At 69.9% G+C, this 19,908-nt stretch carries 18 protein-coding genes and 1 riboswitch; of the genes, 11 read left to right on the forward strand and 7 right to left on the reverse strand.

From position 1 onward, the window contains the following. Positions 1-46: 46 nt before the first annotated feature. From J2Y49_RS14090 to J2Y49_RS14115, 6 genes are all read right to left on the reverse strand, one after another. The gene (locus J2Y49_RS14090) at positions 47-1,462 is read right to left on the reverse strand and encodes a sigma 54-interacting transcriptional regulator (RefSeq protein ID WP_310115469.1); all 1,416 of its coding nucleotides are present in this window, start codon (positions 1,460-1,462) and stop codon (positions 47-49) included. A gap of 380 nt (positions 1,463-1,842) precedes the next feature. Continuing rightward, positions 1,843-2,784, reverse strand: a complete 942-nt coding sequence (locus J2Y49_RS14095) for a branched-chain amino acid ABC transporter permease (protein ID WP_310115528.1) — start codon at positions 2,782-2,784, stop codon at positions 1,843-1,845. A gap of 36 nt (positions 2,785-2,820) precedes the next feature. Then, entirely contained in the window at positions 2,821-3,708 is an 888-nt protein-coding gene (locus tag J2Y49_RS14100) for a branched-chain amino acid ABC transporter permease (protein WP_310115470.1), read from the reverse strand. A 179-nt stretch (positions 3,709-3,887) separates the two neighbouring features. Beyond that, positions 3,888-5,096, reverse strand: a complete 1,209-nt coding sequence (locus J2Y49_RS14105) for an ABC transporter substrate-binding protein (RefSeq protein ID WP_310115471.1) — start codon at positions 5,094-5,096, stop codon at positions 3,888-3,890. A gap of 152 nt (positions 5,097-5,248) precedes the next feature. After that, complete coding sequence (locus J2Y49_RS14110) at positions 5,249-5,971, reverse strand: ABC transporter ATP-binding protein (RefSeq protein ID WP_310115472.1); 723 nt, start codon at positions 5,969-5,971, stop codon at positions 5,249-5,251. Then, a complete protein-coding gene (locus J2Y49_RS14115) occupies positions 5,964-6,731 on the reverse strand; it encodes an ABC transporter ATP-binding protein (protein ID WP_310115473.1) in 768 nt (255 codons plus the stop codon). The genes J2Y49_RS14110 and J2Y49_RS14115 overlap by 8 nt, the downstream gene beginning before the upstream one ends. 343 nt (positions 6,732-7,074) lie before the next feature. Further along, a riboswitch (cobalamin riboswitch) is annotated at positions 7,075-7,298 on the forward strand. 44 nt (positions 7,299-7,342) lie between these two features. Here J2Y49_RS14115 and J2Y49_RS14120 point away from each other — a divergent pair. The 8 genes from J2Y49_RS14120 (at position 7,343) to cobJ (ending at position 16,458) form a co-directional block, all read left to right on the forward strand. Then, entirely contained in the window at positions 7,343-7,531 is a 189-nt protein-coding gene (locus J2Y49_RS14120) for a CbtB domain-containing protein (RefSeq protein ID WP_310115474.1), read from the forward strand. Positions 7,532-7,540: 9 nt separating this feature from the next. After that, positions 7,541-8,311 carry a CbtA family protein gene (locus tag J2Y49_RS14125; protein WP_310115475.1) on the forward strand — a complete coding sequence of 257 codons (771 nt, stop codon included), beginning with the start codon at positions 7,541-7,543 and terminating at the stop codon, positions 8,309-8,311. A gap of 13 nt (positions 8,312-8,324) precedes the next feature. Further along, positions 8,325-9,392, forward strand: a complete 1,068-nt coding sequence (cobW, locus tag J2Y49_RS14130; protein ID WP_310115476.1) for a cobalamin biosynthesis protein CobW — start codon at positions 8,325-8,327, stop codon at positions 9,390-9,392. A 162-nt stretch (positions 9,393-9,554) separates the two neighbouring features. Then, positions 9,555-12,977 (forward strand): cobaltochelatase subunit CobN, encoded by a 3,423-nt coding sequence (gene cobN, locus J2Y49_RS14135; RefSeq protein ID WP_310115477.1) that lies wholly within the window; start codon positions 9,555-9,557, stop codon positions 12,975-12,977. After that, entirely contained in the window at positions 12,974-14,305 is a 1,332-nt protein-coding gene (cobG, locus tag J2Y49_RS14140) for a precorrin-3B synthase (RefSeq protein WP_310115478.1), read from the forward strand. The genes cobN and cobG overlap by 4 nt, the downstream gene beginning before the upstream one ends. After that, positions 14,298-14,936, forward strand: coding sequence for a precorrin-8X methylmutase (locus tag J2Y49_RS14145; RefSeq protein WP_310115479.1), 639 nt, complete (start codon positions 14,298-14,300; stop codon positions 14,934-14,936). The genes cobG and J2Y49_RS14145 overlap by 8 nt, the downstream gene beginning before the upstream one ends. Beyond that, positions 14,933-15,688, forward strand: a complete 756-nt coding sequence (locus J2Y49_RS14150; RefSeq protein WP_310115480.1) for a precorrin-2 C(20)-methyltransferase — start codon at positions 14,933-14,935, stop codon at positions 15,686-15,688. The genes J2Y49_RS14145 and J2Y49_RS14150 overlap by 4 nt, the downstream gene beginning before the upstream one ends. Beyond that, positions 15,685-16,458: a precorrin-3B C(17)-methyltransferase gene (gene cobJ, locus J2Y49_RS14155; protein WP_310115481.1), complete on the forward strand. Its 774-nt coding sequence runs from the start codon at positions 15,685-15,687 to the stop codon at positions 16,456-16,458. The genes J2Y49_RS14150 and cobJ overlap by 4 nt, the downstream gene beginning before the upstream one ends. 164 nt (positions 16,459-16,622) lie before the next feature. On the opposite strand, the gene J2Y49_RS14160 is transcribed toward cobJ, so the two are convergent. After that, positions 16,623-17,363: a cobalt-precorrin-6A reductase gene (locus tag J2Y49_RS14160; protein ID WP_409017841.1), complete on the reverse strand. Its 741-nt coding sequence runs from the start codon at positions 17,361-17,363 to the stop codon at positions 16,623-16,625. Between the two features lie 55 nt (positions 17,364-17,418). On the opposite strand from J2Y49_RS14160, the gene cbiE reads away from it, so the two are divergent. From cbiE to cobM, 3 genes are read left to right on the forward strand one after another with little or no spacing between them, the layout of a single operon-like run. Further along, complete coding sequence (gene cbiE / locus J2Y49_RS14165) at positions 17,419-18,657, forward strand: precorrin-6y C5,15-methyltransferase (decarboxylating) subunit CbiE (protein WP_310115529.1); 1,239 nt, start codon at positions 17,419-17,421, stop codon at positions 18,655-18,657. Beyond that, a complete protein-coding gene (locus J2Y49_RS14170) occupies positions 18,645-19,088 on the forward strand; it encodes a cobalamin biosynthesis protein (protein WP_310115483.1) in 444 nt (147 codons plus the stop codon). The genes cbiE and J2Y49_RS14170 overlap by 13 nt, the downstream gene beginning before the upstream one ends. After that, complete coding sequence (cobM, locus tag J2Y49_RS14175; protein ID WP_310115484.1) at positions 19,085-19,846, forward strand: precorrin-4 C(11)-methyltransferase; 762 nt, start codon at positions 19,085-19,087, stop codon at positions 19,844-19,846. The genes J2Y49_RS14170 and cobM overlap by 4 nt, the downstream gene beginning before the upstream one ends. The last annotated feature ends 62 nt before the right edge of the window (positions 19,847-19,908 follow it).

Genomic DNA, 19,908 nt, shown 5'->3' on the forward strand with positions numbered 1-19,908 from the left:
AGCATTTCACAATGCGAAATTTATGACCGCAGGCCTATGCCGGCGCCTACTGCGTCGCCCCAAGCCCCAGCGTCACCATGCGTTCGTACAGCGACGCGCGGGAAATGCCCAGCAGCTTCGCGGCCCGCGCCTTGACGCCGTTGGCCTCCTCCAGCGCGGCGGCGATGGCGTGGCGTTCGGCGGCGTGCAGCACCTCCTGCAACGGTCGCGCGCCGGCCGCCAGCGGCAGGGCCGAGGCGCCGGCCGGATGCTGCATGCCGGGCAGAACGCTGCGGATGTGCGGCGCGGTCAGGATCGGCGCGTCGGTCAGCGCCACCACCCGCTCCAGCGTGTTGTAAAGCTCGCGGACGTTCCCCGGCCAGTCATAGTCGCGCAGCACCTGCACCGCCGACTCCAGAAGCTCGCGCGGCGGCGTGCCCTGCTGGATCGCCAACTGCTCCAGGATGCGGTCGGCGATGCTCTCGATGTCCTCCGGGCGGTCGCGCAGCGGCGGCAGGGTGATCGGCACCACGTTCAGCCGATAATAGAGGTCGGCGCGGAACTGCTTCTCGCGCACCAGGGCGTGCAGGTCGCGGCTGGTGGCGGCGATGATGCGGACATCGACCCGCACCACCTTGTTGGAGCCGAGCGGCTCGATCTCCCGCTCCTGCAGGACGCGCAGCAGCTTGGCCTGCACCGGCAGCGGCATGTCGCCGATCTCGTCCAGGAACAGGGTACCGCCATTGGCGAGTTGGAACTTGCCCTCGCGGTGGCGGCGGTCGGCGCCGGTGTAGGCGCCGGGGGCGACGCCGAAGAACTCCGCCTCCAGCAAAGTTTCCGGAATGGCGGCGACATTGACGCCGACGAAGGGCTTGGACGCCCGCGGGCTGGCGGAATGGATGGCCTGGGCCAGAAGCTCCTTGCCCGTCCCCGTCTCCCCCAGCAGCAGGACGGTGCTGTCCATTTGCGCGGCGCGGCGGCCCAGACGCTTGATCTCGCGGATCGATTCACTGGCGCCCAGGAACTGGGAGAAGGAGTATTTGGCGCGGCGCTCATGCGCCAGCTCCTGCTGGGTGCGGGTCAGCTCCTCCTGCATCTTCTCGTATTTGCGGACCAGCGGGCGCAGATACTCGGCACGGTCGAACAGCACGAAGCCGATGGCGCCGATGATCGATCCGTCGGTACCGAACAGCGGCATCCGCGTCACCACGAAGGACCGGTCGCCGAACTCCATGATGTCCAGCGGCTGGGGCTGGCCGCTGTCGATCACCCGGCGCAGCTGGCTGTTGGGGATGACGTCCTCCACCTGCCGGCCGCGCGGGTCGCCGGGAACGCCCAGCAGCGCCTTGTATTTCTCGTCCATCCAGGCGATGCGGCCATTGTGGTCGACCGCGACGGCGCCGACGCACATGGATTCCAGGTGTTCGAACAGGGAGTGCACCGCGCGCTGGCGCAACGCTTCGAAATCGACGGTGTCGCCCACGTCACCCTCCCAAACGGGACCGATCTTCGTCGTCCCGGTGTCGAGGCCCATTGCGGCGCCGGCTTTGGGGCCTGCTGCATTGCAACGCAATTTGCCAACAATATCAGAGGTCAACATAGTAGCCCATCCGTCGGATTAAAGGGAAGGCGCACGGGATCAGGCGGGTGCGCGAGGTCGATCCGCACCCGTTCATCAGACCAGAGCTTGACGGCACCGCAAGCCGGGACGCTTTTTAAAAAGGCAACCCGGACCTGCTCTCTACATCCTCCGCCATATCCTCTCTCTTCTTCGTGATTTTCAACCCGGGCGGGTAGGAGAAAGGAAAAAGAGGGGGACCTTTCGGTCCCCCCTGGGGGAGTTCGCGGAAACGGACGGCGGACTCAGTGCCCGCGCTTGGGCAGGCGGGCCAACAGTTCGCCGACGATGCCGCGGCGGAAGACCAGGACGCAGACGACGAAGATGCAGCCGATCACCACCGGCACCGGCAGGCTGGTGGCGGCGAGATAGCTTTCCAGCGTCACCACCAGCCCGGCGCCGACCACCGGCCCCAGCAGCGTGCCCATGCCGCCCAGCAGCGTCATCAGCACCACCTCGCCCGACATCTGCCACGTCACGTCGGTCAGGCTGGCGAGCTGGAACACGATGGCCTTGGTCCCGCCGGCGAGACCCGCCAGCGAGGCGGACAGCACGAAGGCGACCAGCTTGTAGCGGTCGGTGCGGTAGCCGAGCGAGACCGCACGCGGTTCGTTCTCGCGGATCGCCTTCAGCACCTGCCCGAAGGGCGAATGCACCGTGCGCCAGATCAGGGCGAAGCCGCCGAGGAAGATCGCCAGCACGGTGTAGTACATGGTCAGCGGCTGGTTGAGGTCGAACAGACCGAACAGCATGCCGCGCGGCACGCCCTGGATGCCGTCCTCGCCATGGGTGAAGGGCAGCTGCAGCGCCAGGAAGAAGATCATCTGGCTCAGCGCCAGCGTGATCATGGCGAAATAGATGCCCTGGCGGCGGATGGCGATCAGGCCGAAGACCAGCCCCATCGCTCCCGCCACCGCGGTGGCGGCGAGCAGGCCGAACTCCGGTGCCCAGCCCCAGACCTTCACCGTATGGGCGGCGATGTAGGCCGCGCCGCCGAAGAAGGCGGCATGGCCGAAGCTGAGCAGGCCGGCGAAGCCGATCAGCAGGTTGAAGGCGCAGGCGAACAGCGCGAAGCACAGCACCTTCATCAGGAAGACGGGATACAGCACGAAGGGTGCCGCGAGGGCGATCAGCAGCAGGGCGGCGGCGATCAGGATGGTGCCGGTGCCGCGGGAGGACCCGCGCATGGCGATGGTGGCGGCGTTGCTGGCGACGGTCATGGATCAGCGCTCCCGTCCGAAGAGGCCCGCGGGCTTGATGAGAAGAACGATCGCCATCACGACGAACACGACGATGTTGGACGCCTCCGGATAGAAGACCTTGGTCAGCCCCTCCAGCAGCCCCAGCCCCAGGCCGGTGACGATGGCGCCCAGGATGGAGCCCATGCCGCCGATCACCACCACCGCGAAGACGATGATGATCAGGTTGGTCCCCATCAGCGGCGACACCTGATAGATCGGCGCCGCCAGCACGCCGGCCAGCCCGGCCAGCGCCACGCCGAAGCCGTAGGTCAGCGACACCATCACCGGCACATTGATGCCGAAGGCCTGGACCAGCGTCGGATTCTCCGTCGCCGCGCGCAGATAGGCGCCCAGCTTCGTCCGCTCGATGGCGAACCAGGTGCCGAAGCAGATGGTCAGCGAGGCGACGACCACCCAGGCGCGATAGTTCGGCAGGAACATGAAGCCCAGGTTTTGCCCGCCCTGGAGGGCTGCGGGGATCGGATAGGGCTGGCCCGACACGCCATACTGGTGGCGGAAGGCCCCTTCCAGGATCAGCGCCAGCCCGAAGGTCAGCAGCAGGCCATAGAGATGGTCGAGCTTGTAGAGCCGCGACAGCATCGACTTTTCCAGCGCGATGCCCAGCAGCCCGACGGCCACCGGCGCCAGCACCAGCGCCCCCCAGTATCCGATCCCGGCATAGGTGAGCAGCAGCCACGCCACGAAGGCGCCGACCATGTAGAGCGCGCCGTGGGCGAAGTTGATGACGTTCAACATGCCGAAGATCACCGCCAGCCCGAGGCTGAGCAGCGCGTAGAAGGAACCATTGATCAGGCCGAGCAGAAGCTGCCCGAACAGGACTTGGGGCGGAACTCCCAGCAGGCTGAACATATCCGCGTCTCTCCCGGTTCGTGGTTGTTGTTCTTCTGGGTGGGAATTGTCGGCTTCGAATGCCCCCACCTAACCTCCCCCGCTGGGCGGGGGAGGGACTGCCGCAATCTATTCGAACAAGTGCCTAATCCCCTCCCCCGCCCAGCGGGGGAGGGTTAGGGTGGGGGTCTAACTCCCCCTCACTTCACCAGCGCGCAGCCGCTCTGCTTGGGGTCCATGAAGGCGGTGTCGGCCGGGATGGTCTTGACGATCTTGTAATAATCCCAGGCCCCCTTCGACTCGGCCGGGGTCTTCACCTGGGCCAGATACATGTCGTGGATCATGCGGCCGTTGGCGGCGATCCTGCCCTTCTTGGCGAACATGTCCTCGACCGGCATTTCGCGCATCTTGGCGGTGACCTTGTCGGCGTCATCGGTCTTCGCCGCATCGACCGACTTCAGGTAATGCTTCACCGCCGAATAGACGCCGGCCTGCACCATGGTCGGCTTCTTGCCGGCCTTGGCCTCGAACTTCTTCGACCATTCGCGCGTCTGGTCGTCCATGTCCCAATAGAAGCCGGTGGTCAGCATCAACCCCTGGGCCGACTGCAGCCCCAGCGCATTCACGTCGGTGATGAACATCAGCAGACCGGCCAGGCTCTGGCCCGACTGGGTGATGCCGAATTCCGCCGCCTGCTTGACGGCGTTGACGGTGTCGCCGCCGGCGTTCGCCAGCCCGATCACGTCGGCCCCCGATCCCTGCGCCTGCAGCAGGAAGGACGAGAAGTCGGAGGTGCCGAGCGGATGGCGCACCGATCCGGAGATGGTGCCGCCCAGCGACTTCACCATCTTGGTGGTCTCCTCCTCCAGCGATTGGCCGAAGGCGTAGTCGGCGGTCACGAAGAACCACTTCTTCTTGCCCTGCTCGTACAGGGCGCGGCCGGTGCCGGCGGCCATGGCATAGTTGTCGTAGGTCCAGTGGAAGCCGTATGGGCTGCACTGCGCACCGCTCAGCGCCGTGGCGCCCGGACCGGACATCAGGAAGATGCGCTTCTTGTCCTTGGTGATGCCCTGCACCGCCAGCGCGGCGGCGGAGTTCGGCACGTCGGCGATCACGTCGACGCCGCCGGTGTCCACCCACTCGCGCGCCTTCGACGCGGCGATGTCGGCCTTGTTCTGGTGGTCGGCGACGACGATCTCGATGGCGGCGCCGGCGACCTTGTTGCCGAACTCCTCCGCCGCCATCCGCGCGGCGATGGCGGACCCCTCGCCGGCCAGATCGGCGTAGATGCCGGAGCGGTCGTTCATCACGCCGATGCGGATGACGTTGTCCGACACCTGGGCCGCGGCCGGAATTGCGGTCCCGGCCAGCGTCAGCAGGGCGGTGCCGGCGAGAAGAAGCGTGCGCATCGGAAGGTCTCTCCCTCTTGGTTTTATTGTCGGCCGGTCCCCGCTGCGGGAACCTGCGGCCGTAATCGGGCAAAGCTCCGGCCGTCCGCCGCCCCGCCCTCGATTGGGGTGGGGCGGCGTCGATGCCGGGAATGATCGGAAGGCTGGACGGGCTACACGCCGAGATAGGTGTGCAGCTTGTCCATGTTGGCTTCGAGCTGGTCGTTGGGGATCATGTCGACCACATGGCCCTCCTCCATCACGTAATGGCGGTCGGCGATGGTGGCGGCGAAGCGGAAGTTCTGTTCCACCAGCACGATGGTGAAGCCGCGTGCCTTCAGCGCCCGCACCGCCACGCCGATCTGCTCGATGATGACCGGGGCCAGACCCTCGGTCGGTTCGTCCAGCAGGATCATGGTGGCGCCGGTGCGCAGGATGCGGGCGATCGCCAGCATCTGCTGCTCGCCGCCCGACAGCCGCGTGCCCTGGGTCGAGCCGCGGCCCTTTAGGTTGGGGAACAGGTCGTAGATCTGCGGGATCGTCATCCCGCCGTCCTTCACCACCGGCGGCAGCGTCAGGTTCTCGTCGACACTGAGCGAGGAGAAGATGCCGCGCTCCTCCGGCACATAGCCGATGCCCAGCCGCGGGATCTTGTGCTGGGCCATGCCGATCAGCTCCTGCCCCTGGAATCGGATGGAGCCGGTGCGCTTGCCCATGATCCCCATGATGGCGCGCATGGTGGAGGTCTTGCCGGCGCCGTTGCGGCCCAGCAGCGTCACCACCTCGCCCTGCCGCACCTCCAGGCTGACACCGTGCAGCACATGGCTTTCGCCGTAATAGCCGTGCAGGTCGGCGATCTCCAGCATGGCAGTCTTGGTGTTCATCCCGTCAGGCATGTCCGGTCCCCATGTATGCTTCCATCACCTGCGGGTTCTTGGAGACGACCTCGTACGGTCCCTCCGCCAGGATTTCGCCGCGGCGCAGGACGGTGATGGTGTCCGACAGGTGGGCGACGACCGACAGGTTGTGTTCCACCATCAGCACGGTGCGGTCGGCGGCGACGCGCTTGATCAGCGCCGCGGTGCCTTCGATGTCCTCATGGCCCATGCCGGCCAGCGGTTCGTCCAGCAGCATCACCTCCGGGTCGAGCGCTAGCGTGGTGGCGATCTCCAGCGCGCGCTTGCGGCCATAGGGCAACTCGGCGGCGGTGTGGCCGGCCCAGGGGGTGAGGTTCACCGCCTCGATCAGTTCCAGCGCCCGGTCGTGCAGGTCGTAGAGCGACGCTTCGGACTTCCAGAAATGGAAGCTGGTGCCGAGCGGCCGCTGCAGCGCCACCCGGACATTCTCCAGCACGCTGAGATGCGGGAAGACGGCCGAGATCTGGAAGGAGCGGACCAGCCCCATCAGCGCGATGTCGGCCGGCTTGGTGCGGGTGATGTCCCGGCCCTTGTAGAGGATCTGGCCGCGCGTGGGCGTCAGGAACTTGGTCAGCAGGTTGAACACCGTGCTCTTGCCGGCGCCGTTCGGGCCGATCAGCGCATGGATGGTGCCCCGCTTGACTTGCAGGTTCACCTCCTTCACCGCCACGAAGCCCTTGAACTCCTTTGTCAGATTGCGCGCTTCCAGGATGATGTCGTCGTTCGGTGCGGCGTTCATCGGTCGCGAATTCTCCTCCCGTTCGTCCTTATGTCCGGGCTTGTGCCCGGGGCTTATATCCGGGCTCCCGGCCCAGGGGCCGCCATGCGGCGGGACGTTTCACCGATTGTTGTACGCACGAAGCGTGCCACGGCAGGGTTCGCTTCGCTCGGGCCCGTGGACCCATTGTTTCTCCGATGGTTTGCCTCTGCCTCCCTCTCTCCGCTCCGGACCCTGGCATCGGAAAGTGTCGGAATCGCGGACACTCTGTCCGCCAAACATGACACCATCCAAAATGTCGGCGCGCAAGATCGTCCGTGTGGCCGACGCCATATTGCGGACTTGCCAAACCGGCAGCGCACTGCGATGGTGGCCGTCCGACGGTGCCCTGCCCGTCCTGACGGGCGGCGGGGATAATAGGGAATGCGGTGCGGATCTCCGTTGCACGGGGTCCAATGCCGCGGCTGCCCCCGCAACTGTGTGCGGCGAGCGTCCCGTCCATCATGCCACTGGCCTTCGCGCCGGGAAGGCGGACGGCGATGCGACGACCCGCGAGCCAGGAAACCTGCCGGCGGACACATCGACCTTTCCCAACCCCGCCGGGTGTGGCGGGACAGCAAGGATTTCGTTCCATGACCACCCGTTCGCTTCACGCTGCCGCCGGTTCCGCGACCCGCAGCGCCGCCCAGACCGCGGTCGCCGCCTTCGCCGCGATCCTGCTGGGCAGCTTCCTGCTGTACGGCGTCGGCTTCGCCCAGCCGCAGCAGATCCACGACGCGGCCCACGATGCCCGTCACTCCTTCGCGTTTCCCTGCCACTAAGCCAGGGTCATGGATCTGATCCAGCGGCTGTTCACAGCCGCCCTGGTCGCGGGCGTGCTCTCCGGCACGGCCGCTTCCGTCGTTCAGCAGGCGACGACCATCCCGCTGATCCTCGAAGCCGAGAAATACGAGGTGGTGACTCCGCCGCCCGCGCCGGCCGTGGCTGCCCTCGCCGGCGCACCTGCCGCGTCGCACCAGCACGACCCCGTGCGCGAGGTCGGCGAAGGCGTGCCCACCACGCTTGAGGAGGCGATGCAGCGCATCGGCCTGACCATCGTCTCCAACCTGCTGACCGGCGTGGCCTATGCGCTGCTGCTGTCGGCTGCGATGCTGCTGGCCGGCCGGCCGGTGGATGCGCGGCGCGGGCTGGTGTGGGGTGCAGGCGGTTTCGTCGCCGTGTCGCTGGCGCCCTCCTTCGGCCTGCCGCCGGAACTGCCGGGCATGGCCGGGGCCGATCTGGAACTGCGCCAGCTCTGGTGGCTGGCCGCGGCGGCCGGGGCCGGCGTCGGCATGGCCGCGCTCGCCTTCGCCCGCAACCGCCTCGTCATCGCCGCCGCCGTACTGGCCGCCGCCTTGCCCCATCTGGTCGGGGCCCCCCATCCGGATAGTGCCGAAGGCGCCGTCCCGCCGGAGTTGGCCGCCCATTTCGTCACCGCCTCGCTGGGCAGCGCCGCCCTGTTCTGGGCGATCCTGGGCGCGGTCTGCGGCTGGCTGACGGGCGGGCTGGTCGGCGAGGCCGAGCAACGGCCGGCCCTGCGGGTGCAGCCCGGCGCGCGTTAAGGAGTTACGTCCCATGTCCGCACTTTCCAAGACGGCCGCCGGCAAGGTTCCGGCGACCGTCATCACCGGCTTCCTCGGCGCCGGCAAGACCACGCTGATCCGCGGCCTGCTGGAAAAGGCCGACGGCCGCCGGCTGGCGCTGATCATCAACGAGTTCGGCGATGTCGGCATCGACGGCGACATCCTGCGCGCCTGCGGCAACCCGACCTGCACCGAAGACGACGTGATCGAGCTGGCGAACGGCTGCCTGTGCTGCACCGTCGCCGACGACTTCGTCCCGGCCATTGAGAAGCTGCTGGCCCGGCCGGAGCCGCCCGAGCATATCATCATCGAGACCAGCGGCCTTGCCCTGCCGAAGCCGCTGGTCCAGGCCTTCCACTGGCCGGCGATCAAGACGCGGGTCACGGTGGACGGCGTCATCGCCGTGGTCGACGCCTCCGCCGCGGCGGAGGGCCGTTTCGCCCCCGATCCCGCCGCGCTGGAGGCCCAGCGCGACGCCGCCGGCACCGTCGATCACGAAACGCCGATCGAAGAGGTGTTCGAGGACCAGCTGCTCTGCGCCGACCTGATCGTCGTCAACAAGACCGATCTGGTAGCATCCGGCGACCTCGCCCGCGTCGAGGATCTGATCCGCGGCGCCCTCTCCCACGCGGTCGGCCGCGACGCCAAGCTGGTGCGGGCCTCCCAAGGCGCTGTCGATCCGCTGGTTCTGCTCGGCGTCGGCGCGGCGGTGGAGGATGACCTCGACAACCGTCCCAGCCACCACGACGATGAAGAGGGCCACGACCACGACGACTTCACCAGCTTCGTGGTGGAGCTGCCGCCGCAGCCCGATCCCGCCCGTCTGGCGATGACGCTGGAGCAGGTCGCCGGCCTGCATGGCGTGCTGCGCCTGAAGGGCTTCATCGACGTGCCCGGCAAGCCGATGCGCCTGCTGGTCCAGGGCGTCGGCACCCGCATCCAGACCCACTACGACCGCCTGTGGAAGCCCGGCGAGGAGCGCCGCAGCCGTCTGGTGGTGATCGGCGAGACCGGGCTGGACCGCGACGCGGTGACGCGGGCGGTTGTTGGGCAACAGTAGGTTTGGTGCGGAGTTAGACCCCACCTAACCTCCCCCGCTCTCGCGGAGGAGGGACTGCCGCCGCTCTTCCGCACAAGCACTTAGTCCCCTCCCCCGCGAGAGCGGGGGAGGGTTAGGGTGGGGGCAAGTGTCCCCGCTCTTTGAACGTATCCGCGGACATCCATGCACCTGCTCGCCGCCCGCCAGGACGAACTGGACGCCGGCCCCCAGGCGGAAGACCTGGGGCAGACGCCGGCCGACCTCGTCATGCTGTCCTTTTCCGACAGCGACCTGACCGCGCTCGCCGCCGCGTGGCGGGCGGGACGCGACCGCTTGCCCAGCCTCCGCCTCGCCAACCTCAACCGGCTCGGCCATCCGCTGTCGGTCGATCTCTACGCCGACACCATCGTCGCCAAGGCGAAACTGGTGGTCCTGCGCCTGCTCGGCGGCAGCGGCTATTGGCGCTACGGCCTCGACCGCCTGTCCGCGCTGTGCCGCGAGCGCAACATCCCGCTGGCCGTCCTGTCGGGAGAGGCTCAGCCCGACCCGAACCTGACCGCCTACGGCACCGTCGCCCCCGCAGCCGCCGACCGCCTGTGGCGCTATTTCACCGAGGGCGGCCCGGCCAACATGGCCCATCTGCTGGCCTGCGCCTCGACGCTGGCCGGCACGCCCCTGCCCCATGAGGAACCCGCTCCGGTCCCGCGCTTCGGCGCTTATGACGGCTGGAGCGGTCCCGCCGCCCCCGACGCCCCCGCCGCCCCCGACGCTCCCGTTGCGGCGGTCGTCTTCTACCGCTCCCACCTGCTGGCCGGCGACCTCGCCCCTATCCATGCCCTGTGCGACGCGCTGGCCGAGCGTGGACTCAGCCCCCGCCCGCTGTTCGTCGCCAGCCTGAAGGAGCCGGACTGCGCCGCCTGGATGCGCGCCAGCCTGACCGCCCAGAACGCCGCCGTGGTCGTCAACACCACCGCCTTCTCCGCCGCCCGTGACGACGGCTCGCCGCTGGAGGCCAACGGCAGCCCGGTCCTTCAGGCCATCCTCGCCACCACGCCCGAAGCCGGCTGGCAGGCGTCCTCGCGCGGCCTCGGGCCGTCCGACCTCGCCATGAACGTCGTGCTTCCGGAGATGGACGGCCGCATCATCGCCCGCGCCATCGCTTTCAAGACGGCGGGCGAGCCCGACCCCGACCTGCAATTCGCGGCCCCGGCCCTGCGCCCGATCGCCGACCGGGTGGCCTTCACCGCCGACCTTGCGGCAAGCTGGGTCCGCCTGTCCCGCACCGCTCGGGCGGAGCGGCGGCTGGCGCTGGTGCTGTCCGACTATCCCGGCCCCGGCGGCGGCATCGGTCATGCGGTGGGCCTGGACAGCCCAGCCAGCACCATCGCGATGCTCCACCGGCTGTCCGCCGAGGGCTACGGCCTGTCCGCCATTCCGGACACCATCTTGGGTGGGGGCGCCGAGTTGATGGCGGCCCTGACATCCGCCCCCACCCCGACCCTGTCACTGGCCGACTACCACCGCCTCGCCCCGCCGGAGCTGCGCGCCCGCATCGCCGGGACCTGGGGCGAGCCGGCCGCCGATCCCGCCTGCCGCGACGGCGCCTTCGCCTTCCGCGTCCTGCCTTGCGGCAATGCCGTGGTTGCGGTGCAGCCCAGCCGCGGCCACGGTCCCCTGACCACCGCCCAGCATCACGACCCCGACACGCCCCCCAGCCACGGCTATCTCGCCTTTTACCTGTGGCTGCGCCATACCATGGGCATCCACGCCCTGGTCCAGGTCGGCGCCCATGGCACGCTGGAATGGCTGCCCGGCAAGGCGGTGGCGCTATCGGCGGATTGTTGGCCGGAGATCGTCGGCGGCGCCCTGCCGACGCTCTATCCCTTCATCGTCAACAATCCCGGCGAGGGGGTGCAGGCCCGCCGCCGCCTCGGCGCCGTGCTGATCGGCCATCTGACCCCGCCGCCGGTGGAATCAGGCCTCTACGGTGAACTCGCCGCGCTGGAAAACGCCATCGACGAGTATTCGCAGGCGACCGGGCTGGACCCGCGGCGGCTGGGCATGCTGCGCGAGACGATTCTCGACCTTGCCTGGAAATCCGGTGTCGCCGCCGACTGCAACCTGCGGCCAGACGACGATCCCGACGCCATCCTGTCGCGGCTGGACGCCCATCTCTGCGACATCAAGGAATTGCAGATCCGCGACGGGCTGCATGTCTTCGGCCACAGCCCGGCCGGCGAGCGCCGCGACCGCCTGACCGCCGCCGTTGCCCGTACCGCCGACCCGGCCATGGTCGCCACTGCCGTCGACGCCTGCGGCGAGGCGGAGATGCGGGCGCTGCTCGACGGGCTGGACGGCCGCTTCGTCCGCCCCGGCCCCGGCGGCTCGCCGGCGCGCGGGCGGGCGGACACCCTGCCGACCGGACGCAACCTCTATGCGCTCGACCCGCGCGGGGTGCCGACGCCGACCGCCTGGACGCTGGGCTGGCAGGCGGCGGACGCGCTGATCACCCGCTATCTGCAGGACCATGGCGACTGGCCGCGCCGGCTGGTGGTGGATTGCTGGGGCACGCCGGCCATGCGCACCGGCGGCGACGAGCTGGCCCAGGCGCTGGCCCTGCTCGGCGTCCGCCCGATCTGGGAGAACGGTTCCGGCCGCGTCACCGGCTACGAGATCATGCCGGCCGGCGTGCTCGGCCGCCCGCGGGTGGATGTGACGCTGCGCATCTCCGGCCTGTTTCGCGACGTCTTCCCGCAGCAGATCGCCCTGTTCGATCAGGCGGTTCGCGCCGTCGCCGGATTGGACGAGCCCGACGACACCAACCCGCTCGCCGCCACCGCGCGGGCGGAGGAACAGCGCCTCACGACATCCGGCACCGCTGCGGAGGACGCCCGCCGCTGGGCCACCGCCCGCATCTTCGGCGCCGCCCCCGGCATCTACGGCACCGCGCTGTCCGGCATGATCGCGCGCGGCGACTGGACCGCGCGGGCCGATTTCGGCGCCGCCTATCTGGAGGGCGGCTGCCACGCCTATGGTGCTGGGCTGGAGGGTGTGCCGCTGCCAGCATTGTTCCGCCGCCGGGTGGGAGGCGCCGACGCGCTCGTCCACCACCAGGACCAGCGGGACCATGACGTGCTGTCCACCGACGGCTTCATGCAGTTCGAAGGCGGTTTCGCCGCCGCCGCGGCGCTGGAGGATTCCGAGCCGGCGCTCTACCACCTCGACAGCGCCGATCCGGAAAAGCTCACCGTCCGCACCCTGGCGGAGGAGATCGCCCGCACCCTGCGCGGCCGGGCGGCCAACCCGCGCTGGATCCAGGGGATGATGCGCCACGGCTATCGCGGGGCGGCGGAACTGGCGGCCGGCGTCGACACGCTGTTCGCCTTCGCTGCCACCACCGACGCCGTACGTCCCGCCCACTTCGACCAGCTGTATGACGCGTACGTCGAGGATGAGGAGGTGTGGGACTTCCTGTCGCATGCCAATCCTGCTGCCGCCCGGCACATTCTGGCGCGCATGAGCGAGGCGCTCGACCGCGGCCTGTGGCATCCCCGCCGCAACTCCACCGCGGAGGATCTGCGGCGCCTCCGGGAGACCGCCGCATGACGAACCCTGTGCCGACCCAGCCGAGACGGCGCGGCACCTGCCCCGGTGTGCTGGCGCCGATGCAGGTCGGCGACGGGTTCCTGCTGCGCGTCCGCGTCCCCGCCGGCGTGCTGCCCGCCGACCACGCCCGCCGCATCGCGGAGCTGGGGGATCGTTACGGAAACGGCCTGATCGACCTCAGCCACCGCGGCAACCTGCAGCTCCGCGGCATTCCCGCCGACGGGCTGGAGCCGGTGACCGATGCCCTGCGCGAGATGGGCTACGTCTTCAGCGATGCGGCGAGCGAGGCGGTGCGCAACGTCCTGTGCTCTCCCACTGGCGGGCTGGATCCCACCGCGCCGATGGACGTACGGGAGGCAGCACGTACGCTCGACGCGCGGCTGGCGGCGGACACGGCCTTGCACGGCCTGCCGCCGAAATTCGGCTGGCTTGTCTGCGGCGGTGGCATCGGCCATCTCGCCGGCAGCAGTACGGACGTACGGTTCGACGCGGTGGACGGAACGCACTTCCGGGTGTCGCTGGGCGGCACGCTGGCGAAAGCCGCGCCGCTGGGACTGTGCCGTGCAGACGATGTGGCGGATGTGGCCTCTGCGCTGGGCCGCGCCTTCCTGGAGTTGCGCGCGTCGTTGCAGGAGCCGTCGCGCCGCATGGCCGGTCTGGTCGCGGCGATTGGTGCTGAGGCGTTCCTAATGCGCCTCGCCTCGCTGATATCCCCTCCCCCGCCCAGCGGGGGAGGGTCAGGGTGGGGGCAAGTGTCGCACCTCATGGATCTCTTCGGCTCCGCCGAACCCCCTCATCCTAACCTTCTCCCCGGGGGGGAGAAGGGATCCATAGCCGGAAGGGTCGTCGCCTTCCCCTTCGGCCGCCTGACCGCCGCCACCCTCGCGGCCCTGGCTTCCACCTGCGTCGAGTTCCGCATCACCCCCTGGCGCGCCCTGATCCTCGTCGGCCCCTCCGCCGACGCCGAAACCATCGCCCAGGCCCACGGCGCCATCCTTTCCCACACCGACCGCCGCCTGAAGCTGACCGCCTGCAGCGGGGCCGGCGGCTGCGATGTCGGCACCACCGACACCCATGCGACGGCACTCGCCATCGCCGAGCGCGCAGGCCCCTTGCTGGACCATGTACGAATGGTGCATGTGTCGGGCTGCGCCAAGGGCTGCGCCCATCCCGCCATCGCCGATGTCACCCTGACCGCCCGCGACGGGGTGTATGACGTCGCCCTGAACGCCAAACCCGGTGACGATTCCCCGCACACCGGCCTGTCCCCCGCCGACGCCGTGGCCCGCGTCGCGGATCTGTTGACCGAGGAGTCCACCGGTGCCTGAGCCGCTCTATGACTATATCCGCGACGGAGCGGCCATCTACCGCCAGTCCTTCGCCACCATCCGGGCGGAGGCCGACCTGTCCGCCATCCCCGACGACCTGAAGCCGGTGGCGGTGCGGGTGATCCACGCCTGCGGCATGGTCGATGCGGCCCAGGACCTGCTGTTCTCCACCGATGTCGGCAGCGCCGCCCGCGCCGCCCTGCGCGCCGGCGCGCCGATCCTCTGCGACAGCGAGATGGTCGCCCATGGCGTGACCCGCGCCCGCCTGCCGGCCGACAACCGGGTGGTCTGCACCCTGCGCGACCCCGCCGTGCCCGATCTGGCGAAGAGCATTGGCAACACCCGCTCGGCCGCGGCGCTCGACCTGTGGGGCGACCGGCTGGGCGGTTCGGTGGTCGCCATCGGCAACGCGCCGACCGCGCTGTTCTATCTGCTGGAGTTGCTGGCGGCCGGCGCGCCGAAGCCGGCGGCGATCCTGGGCTTCCCCGTCGGCTTCGTCGGCGCGATGGAAAGCAAGGACGCGCTGGCCGAGAACCCCTTCGGCGTTCCCTATCTGGCGATCCGGGGCCGGCGCGGCGGCAGCGCCATGGCCGCCGCCGCCGTCAACGCGCTGGCGAGCGACGTGGAATGAGCGGCGATATCCCCTCCCCAAATCCGTCCACCCTGGGCACCCTGTTCGGCGTCGGCGTCGGCCCCGGCGACCCGGAGTTGATGACGCTGAAGGCGGTGCGCACCATCGGCGCCTGCCCGGTCGTCGCCTATTTCTGCAAGCGCGGCACCAGGGGCCAGGCCCGCCGCATCGCCGATCAGGCAATCACGGCCGACCAGATCGAGCTTCCGATGGTCTATCCGGTGACGGTGGAACTGCCGCCGACCCACCCGGAATACGGCCGCCAGATCGAGGCCTTCTTCGACGAGTCCGCCGGGCGCATCGCGGAGCATCTCGCCGCCGGTCGCTCCGTTGCGGCGCTGAACGAGGGGGATCCGTTCTTCTACGGCTCCTTCATGCATCTGTTCCTGCGGTTGTCCGGCCGTTTCGCGACGGAGGTCATCCCCGGCGTCACCAGCATGGTGTGCAGCGCCTCGCTGCTGCCGCGCCCGCTGATGCTGCGCGACGATGTGCTGTCGGTGATCCCCGGCACGCTGGACGAGGAGTCGCTGGTCCGCGCGCTGACCGCCGCCGATGCCTGCGTGGTGATGAAGCTGGGCCAGAATTTGCCCAAGGTGCGCCGCGCCATCGCCGCCGCCGGGCTGGCCGAGCGGGCGTGGTATGTGGAGCGCGCCAGCATGGACGAACAGCGCTTCATGCCCTTCCTGGAGGCGCCGGACGTCGCCCCCTACTTCTCCCAGATCGTCATTCCGGGCGAGGGCAAGCGGGGATGAACGGCCCTGAAAACAATGGCTGGCTGAAGGTTGTGGGATTGGGTCCCGGCCCCGAAGACTGGCTGACGCCGGAGGCCCGGCGCGATCTGGCCGAGGCCACCGACCTCGTCGGCTACTTCCCCTATGTGGAACGCGTTCCGCCGGGGGACCAAGTGCGCCATGCCTCCGACAACCGGGTGGAGTTGGACCGCGCCCGCTTCGCGCTCGATCTGGCGGCGCAGGGCCGGCGGGTGGCGGTGGTGTCGGGCGGCGACCCCGGCATCTTCGCCATGGCCGCCGCCATCTTCGAGGCGCTGGAGGATCCAGATGCGCCGGAGACTTGGCGCGCGGTGCCTCTGGCGGTCGATCCTGGCGTCTCCGCCATGCAGGCCGCCGCCGCGCGGGCAGGGGCGCCGCTGGGGCATGATTTCTGCGCCATCTCGCTGTCCGACAATCTGAAGCCGTGGGACGTGGTGCTGAAGCGCCTGCGTCTGGCGGCAGAGGCGGATTTCGTCATCGCGCTCTACAACCCGATCTCCCGCGCCCGGCCTTGGCAGCTTGGCGCCGCCTTCGACGCCCTGCGCGACATCCGCGCGCCTGAGACCCCCATCGTGCTCGGCCGCGCCGTCGGCCGTGCGGACGAGGAACTGACCGTCACGACGCTGGGCGAGGTGCGGGCGGAGCAGGCGGACATGCGCACGCTGGTCATCATCGGCGCCTCGCACACCCGCTTCGTCGCGCGGGCCGATGGCGGGCGCTGGGTCTACACGCCCCGGCATTATCGGGGGTGAGGATGACCTCCACGACCAATCCGCAGCGAGTAACCCTCTCCCCCGCGGGGAGAGGGCTGGGTGAGGGGGATGCGCGGCGAGGATTCTCGGGAAGGCACGCGGTGCATCCCCCTCACCCCGACCCTCTCCCCGGGGGGGAGAGGGGGATTACGCGGGGGGGAGCCTCAGCCCACCCCCTCCAGCCACCCCACCGCCTCCGCCACCCCGTGCAGTTCCGCCACGCCGTTGCCCGCCGGCCGCTCCACCATCACCACCGGCAGGCCCAGCGCGCGCGCGGCTTCCAGCTTCGCGTCGGTGGCGCGTCCGCCGCTGTTCTTGGCTACGACAACCTCCACCCCCTGCCCACGCATCAGCGCCAGTTCACCCTCCACGGTGAAGGGTCCGCGGTCGAGGATCAGACTCATGCGAGGCAGGGCCGGCATCGGCTCCGGCGGATCGACTGCGCGGATCAGGTAGCGCTTGTCCGGCATCGCCTCGAAGGCAGCGACCTCCTGCCGGCCGATGGTCAGGAACACGGTGTCGCCCAGATCGCGCAGCGCCAGCGCCGCAGCGTCCATGTCCGGCACGCCGATCCAGCGGTCGCCCGACCCCGCCACCCAGGCCGGCCGGGTCAGGACACGCAGCGGCACACCGACCTGTGCACAGGCCGCGGCGGCATTGGCGGAGATCCGGTCCGCAAAGGGGTGCGTCGCGTCGATCACCGCACCGATCCCCTCGGCGCGCAGATACCCGGCCAAGCCCTCCACCCCGCCGAAACCGCCGATGCGGGTGGGCAGCGGCGGCAGCACCGGGTTCTTCGTGCGGCCGGCGAGCGACACGCGGGCGTCGATGCCGGGATGGCCGGCCAGCCGCTTCGCCAGCGCCGTCGCCTCCGTCGTGCCTCCCAGGATCAGCACTTTGACCATCAGCGCCTTGACCAACTCCCCCTCCCCACCCGTCAGGATCGGCGCCATGGATAGCATGGGAACGGCCCGCTGGCTCACCATCGTCGGCATCGGCGAGGATGGCTGGGACGGTTTGTCGCCCGCCGCCCGCGCGGCGGTGGAAAGCGCGGCCATCCTCTATGGCGGCAGCCGCCACCTTGGTCTCGTGCCGGTCGTTGCCGGACAGGAACGGTTGCCCTGGCCGTCGCCGATGACCGACGCCTTCCCCGGCCTGATTGCGCGGCGCGGGCAGCGGGTCTGCGTGCTGGCGAGCGGCGATCCGTCCTGGTACGGCGTCGGCGCCTCGCTGTCGCGATTCGTTCCGGCTGCGGAAACGACGGTGATCCCGGCGGCCTCCGCTTTCAGTCTTGCCGCTGCACGGCTGGGCTGGCCTCTGCAGGACTGCCGCTGCCTGACCGTTCATGGCCGTCCGCTGGAGCAGGTCGTTCCGTATCTGCAACCGAACGCCAAGCTTCTGCTTCTTTCCTGGGACGGAACGACCCCGGCGACGCTCGCCGCCCTGCTCCGCGCCCGCGGCTTCGGGAAGTCGCGCCTGACGGTGCTGGAGGCGATGGGCGGCCCGCGCGAGGGCTGGCTGGAGGCCACTGCCGATGCTTGGAGCGCCGGGCAGGTCGCCGACCTCAACACCATCGCGCTGGACTGCGTCGCCGCCCCCGGCGCCCGTGTCCTGCCGCTGGCGCCGGGCCTGCCCGACGACTGGTTCGACCATGACGGCCAGATCACCAAGCGCGAGGTGCGCGCCGTCACCCTGTCCTTCCTGGCGCCGCGCCGGGGCGAGCTGCTGTGGGACGTCGGCGCCGGATCGGGCTCCATCGGCATCGAATGGATGCTGCGCGATCCCGCCAACCGCGCCGTCGCTGTCGAACATCACCCGGAGCGCATCGCCCGCATCCTCGCCAACGCTTCCGCCTTCGGCGTGCCCGGCCTGACGCTGGTGCGCGGCAAGGCCCCGGCGGCGCTGGACGGACTGGAGCGGCCCGACGCCATCTTCATCGGCGGCGGGTTGACCGCGGATGGCGTGCTGGCGGCCTGCTGGGACGCCCTGCCCGCCGGCGGCCGGATCGCCGCCAACGCGGTGACGCTGGAAAGCGAGGCGGTGCTGTTCGACGCGCACAAGCGGCTGGGCGGCGAACTGACCCAGATCGCCGTTGCCCGCGCCTCCGCGGTCGGCGGTTTCCGCGGCTGGCGCGCCGCAATGCCGGTGACGCTGTGGCGGGCCGAGAAGCCATTTCCGGAGGGCGTATGGACCGCCTGACGCCTGACTCCCTGCTGTTCGGCCCCGTCTATGTTGGCCTGGGTTGCCGCCGCGGCTGCGGTTGGGAGGAGATCGCCGGTCTGGTCGTCGCCGCCTTCGACGAGGCAGCCTTGCCCGACGCCGCGCGCCAGCTGGCGGCCATCGCCGCCCCGGCGATGAAGGCCGACGAAGCCGGGCTGGCAGAGGCCGCCCGCGCGCTCGGCCTGCCGCTGCGCTTCATCGAAGAGGACGCGATGCTGGCGGCCCAGGACCGCGTCCACACCCGATCATCCACCGTGCTGGCCGCCGTAGGGCTGGCCTCGGTCGCGGAGGCCGCGGCGCTGGCCGCCGCCGGGCCGGGATCGCGCCTGCTGCTGCCGCGCCGCTCCACCCCGCGCGCCACCGTGGCGCTCGCTCTTCCGGCTGTCGCTCTTTTGGAGACCCGTTCATGACCGTCCATTTCATCGGTGCCGGACCGGGCGCTCCCGACCTGCTGACCCTGCGCGGCCGCGACTTGATCGCGCGCTGCCCGGTCTGCCTCTATGCCGGCTCGCTGGTGCCGAAGGAGATCATCGCCCACGCCCCCGCCGATGCGCGGATCATCGACACCGCCCCGCTGACGCTGGAGGAGATCGTCGCCGAGTTCCAGGCCGCCCACACCGCCGGCAAGGACGTGGCGCGGCTGCATTCCGGCGACCTGTCGGTCTACAGCGCATTGGGCGAGCAGACCCGCGCGCTGCGCGAGCTTGGCATCCCCTACACCATCACCCCCGGCGTGCCGGCCTTCGCCGCCGCGTCGGCCGCGCTGGGGCGCGAGCTGACCTTGCCGGAGGTCAGCCAGACGCTGATCGTGACCCGCACGGAAGGCCGCGCCTCGGCCATGCCCGCCAACGAAACGCTGGAGGTGCTGGGCGCCTCGGGCGCCACGCTGGCGATCCACCTGTCGATCCACGTCATCGACCGTGTGGTGGAGCGGTTGACCCCGCTCTACGGCGCCGACTGCCCGGCGGCTGTGGTCTATCGGGCGACATGGCCGGACGAGCGGGTGCTGCGCGGCACCCTGGCCGATATCGCGGCGCAGGTCGCGGCGTCACCGATGGAGCGCACGGCGCTGATCCTGGTCGGCCCGGCGCTGGGCCATGAGGAGTTCCGCTGCAGCGCGCTCTATGACGGCAGCCATGTGCGGCGCTATCGGGGGCTGGGGGAGTGAGGTTTTCCTCAGCCAGCACCAATCTCCTTCTCCCCCCCGGGGAGAAGGTCGGGATGAGGGGG

It is taken from the genome of Azospirillum sp. BE72 (genome assembly GCF_031455875.1).
In the GTDB taxonomy this organism is placed as follows: Bacteria; Pseudomonadota; Alphaproteobacteria; order Azospirillales; family Azospirillaceae; genus Azospirillum.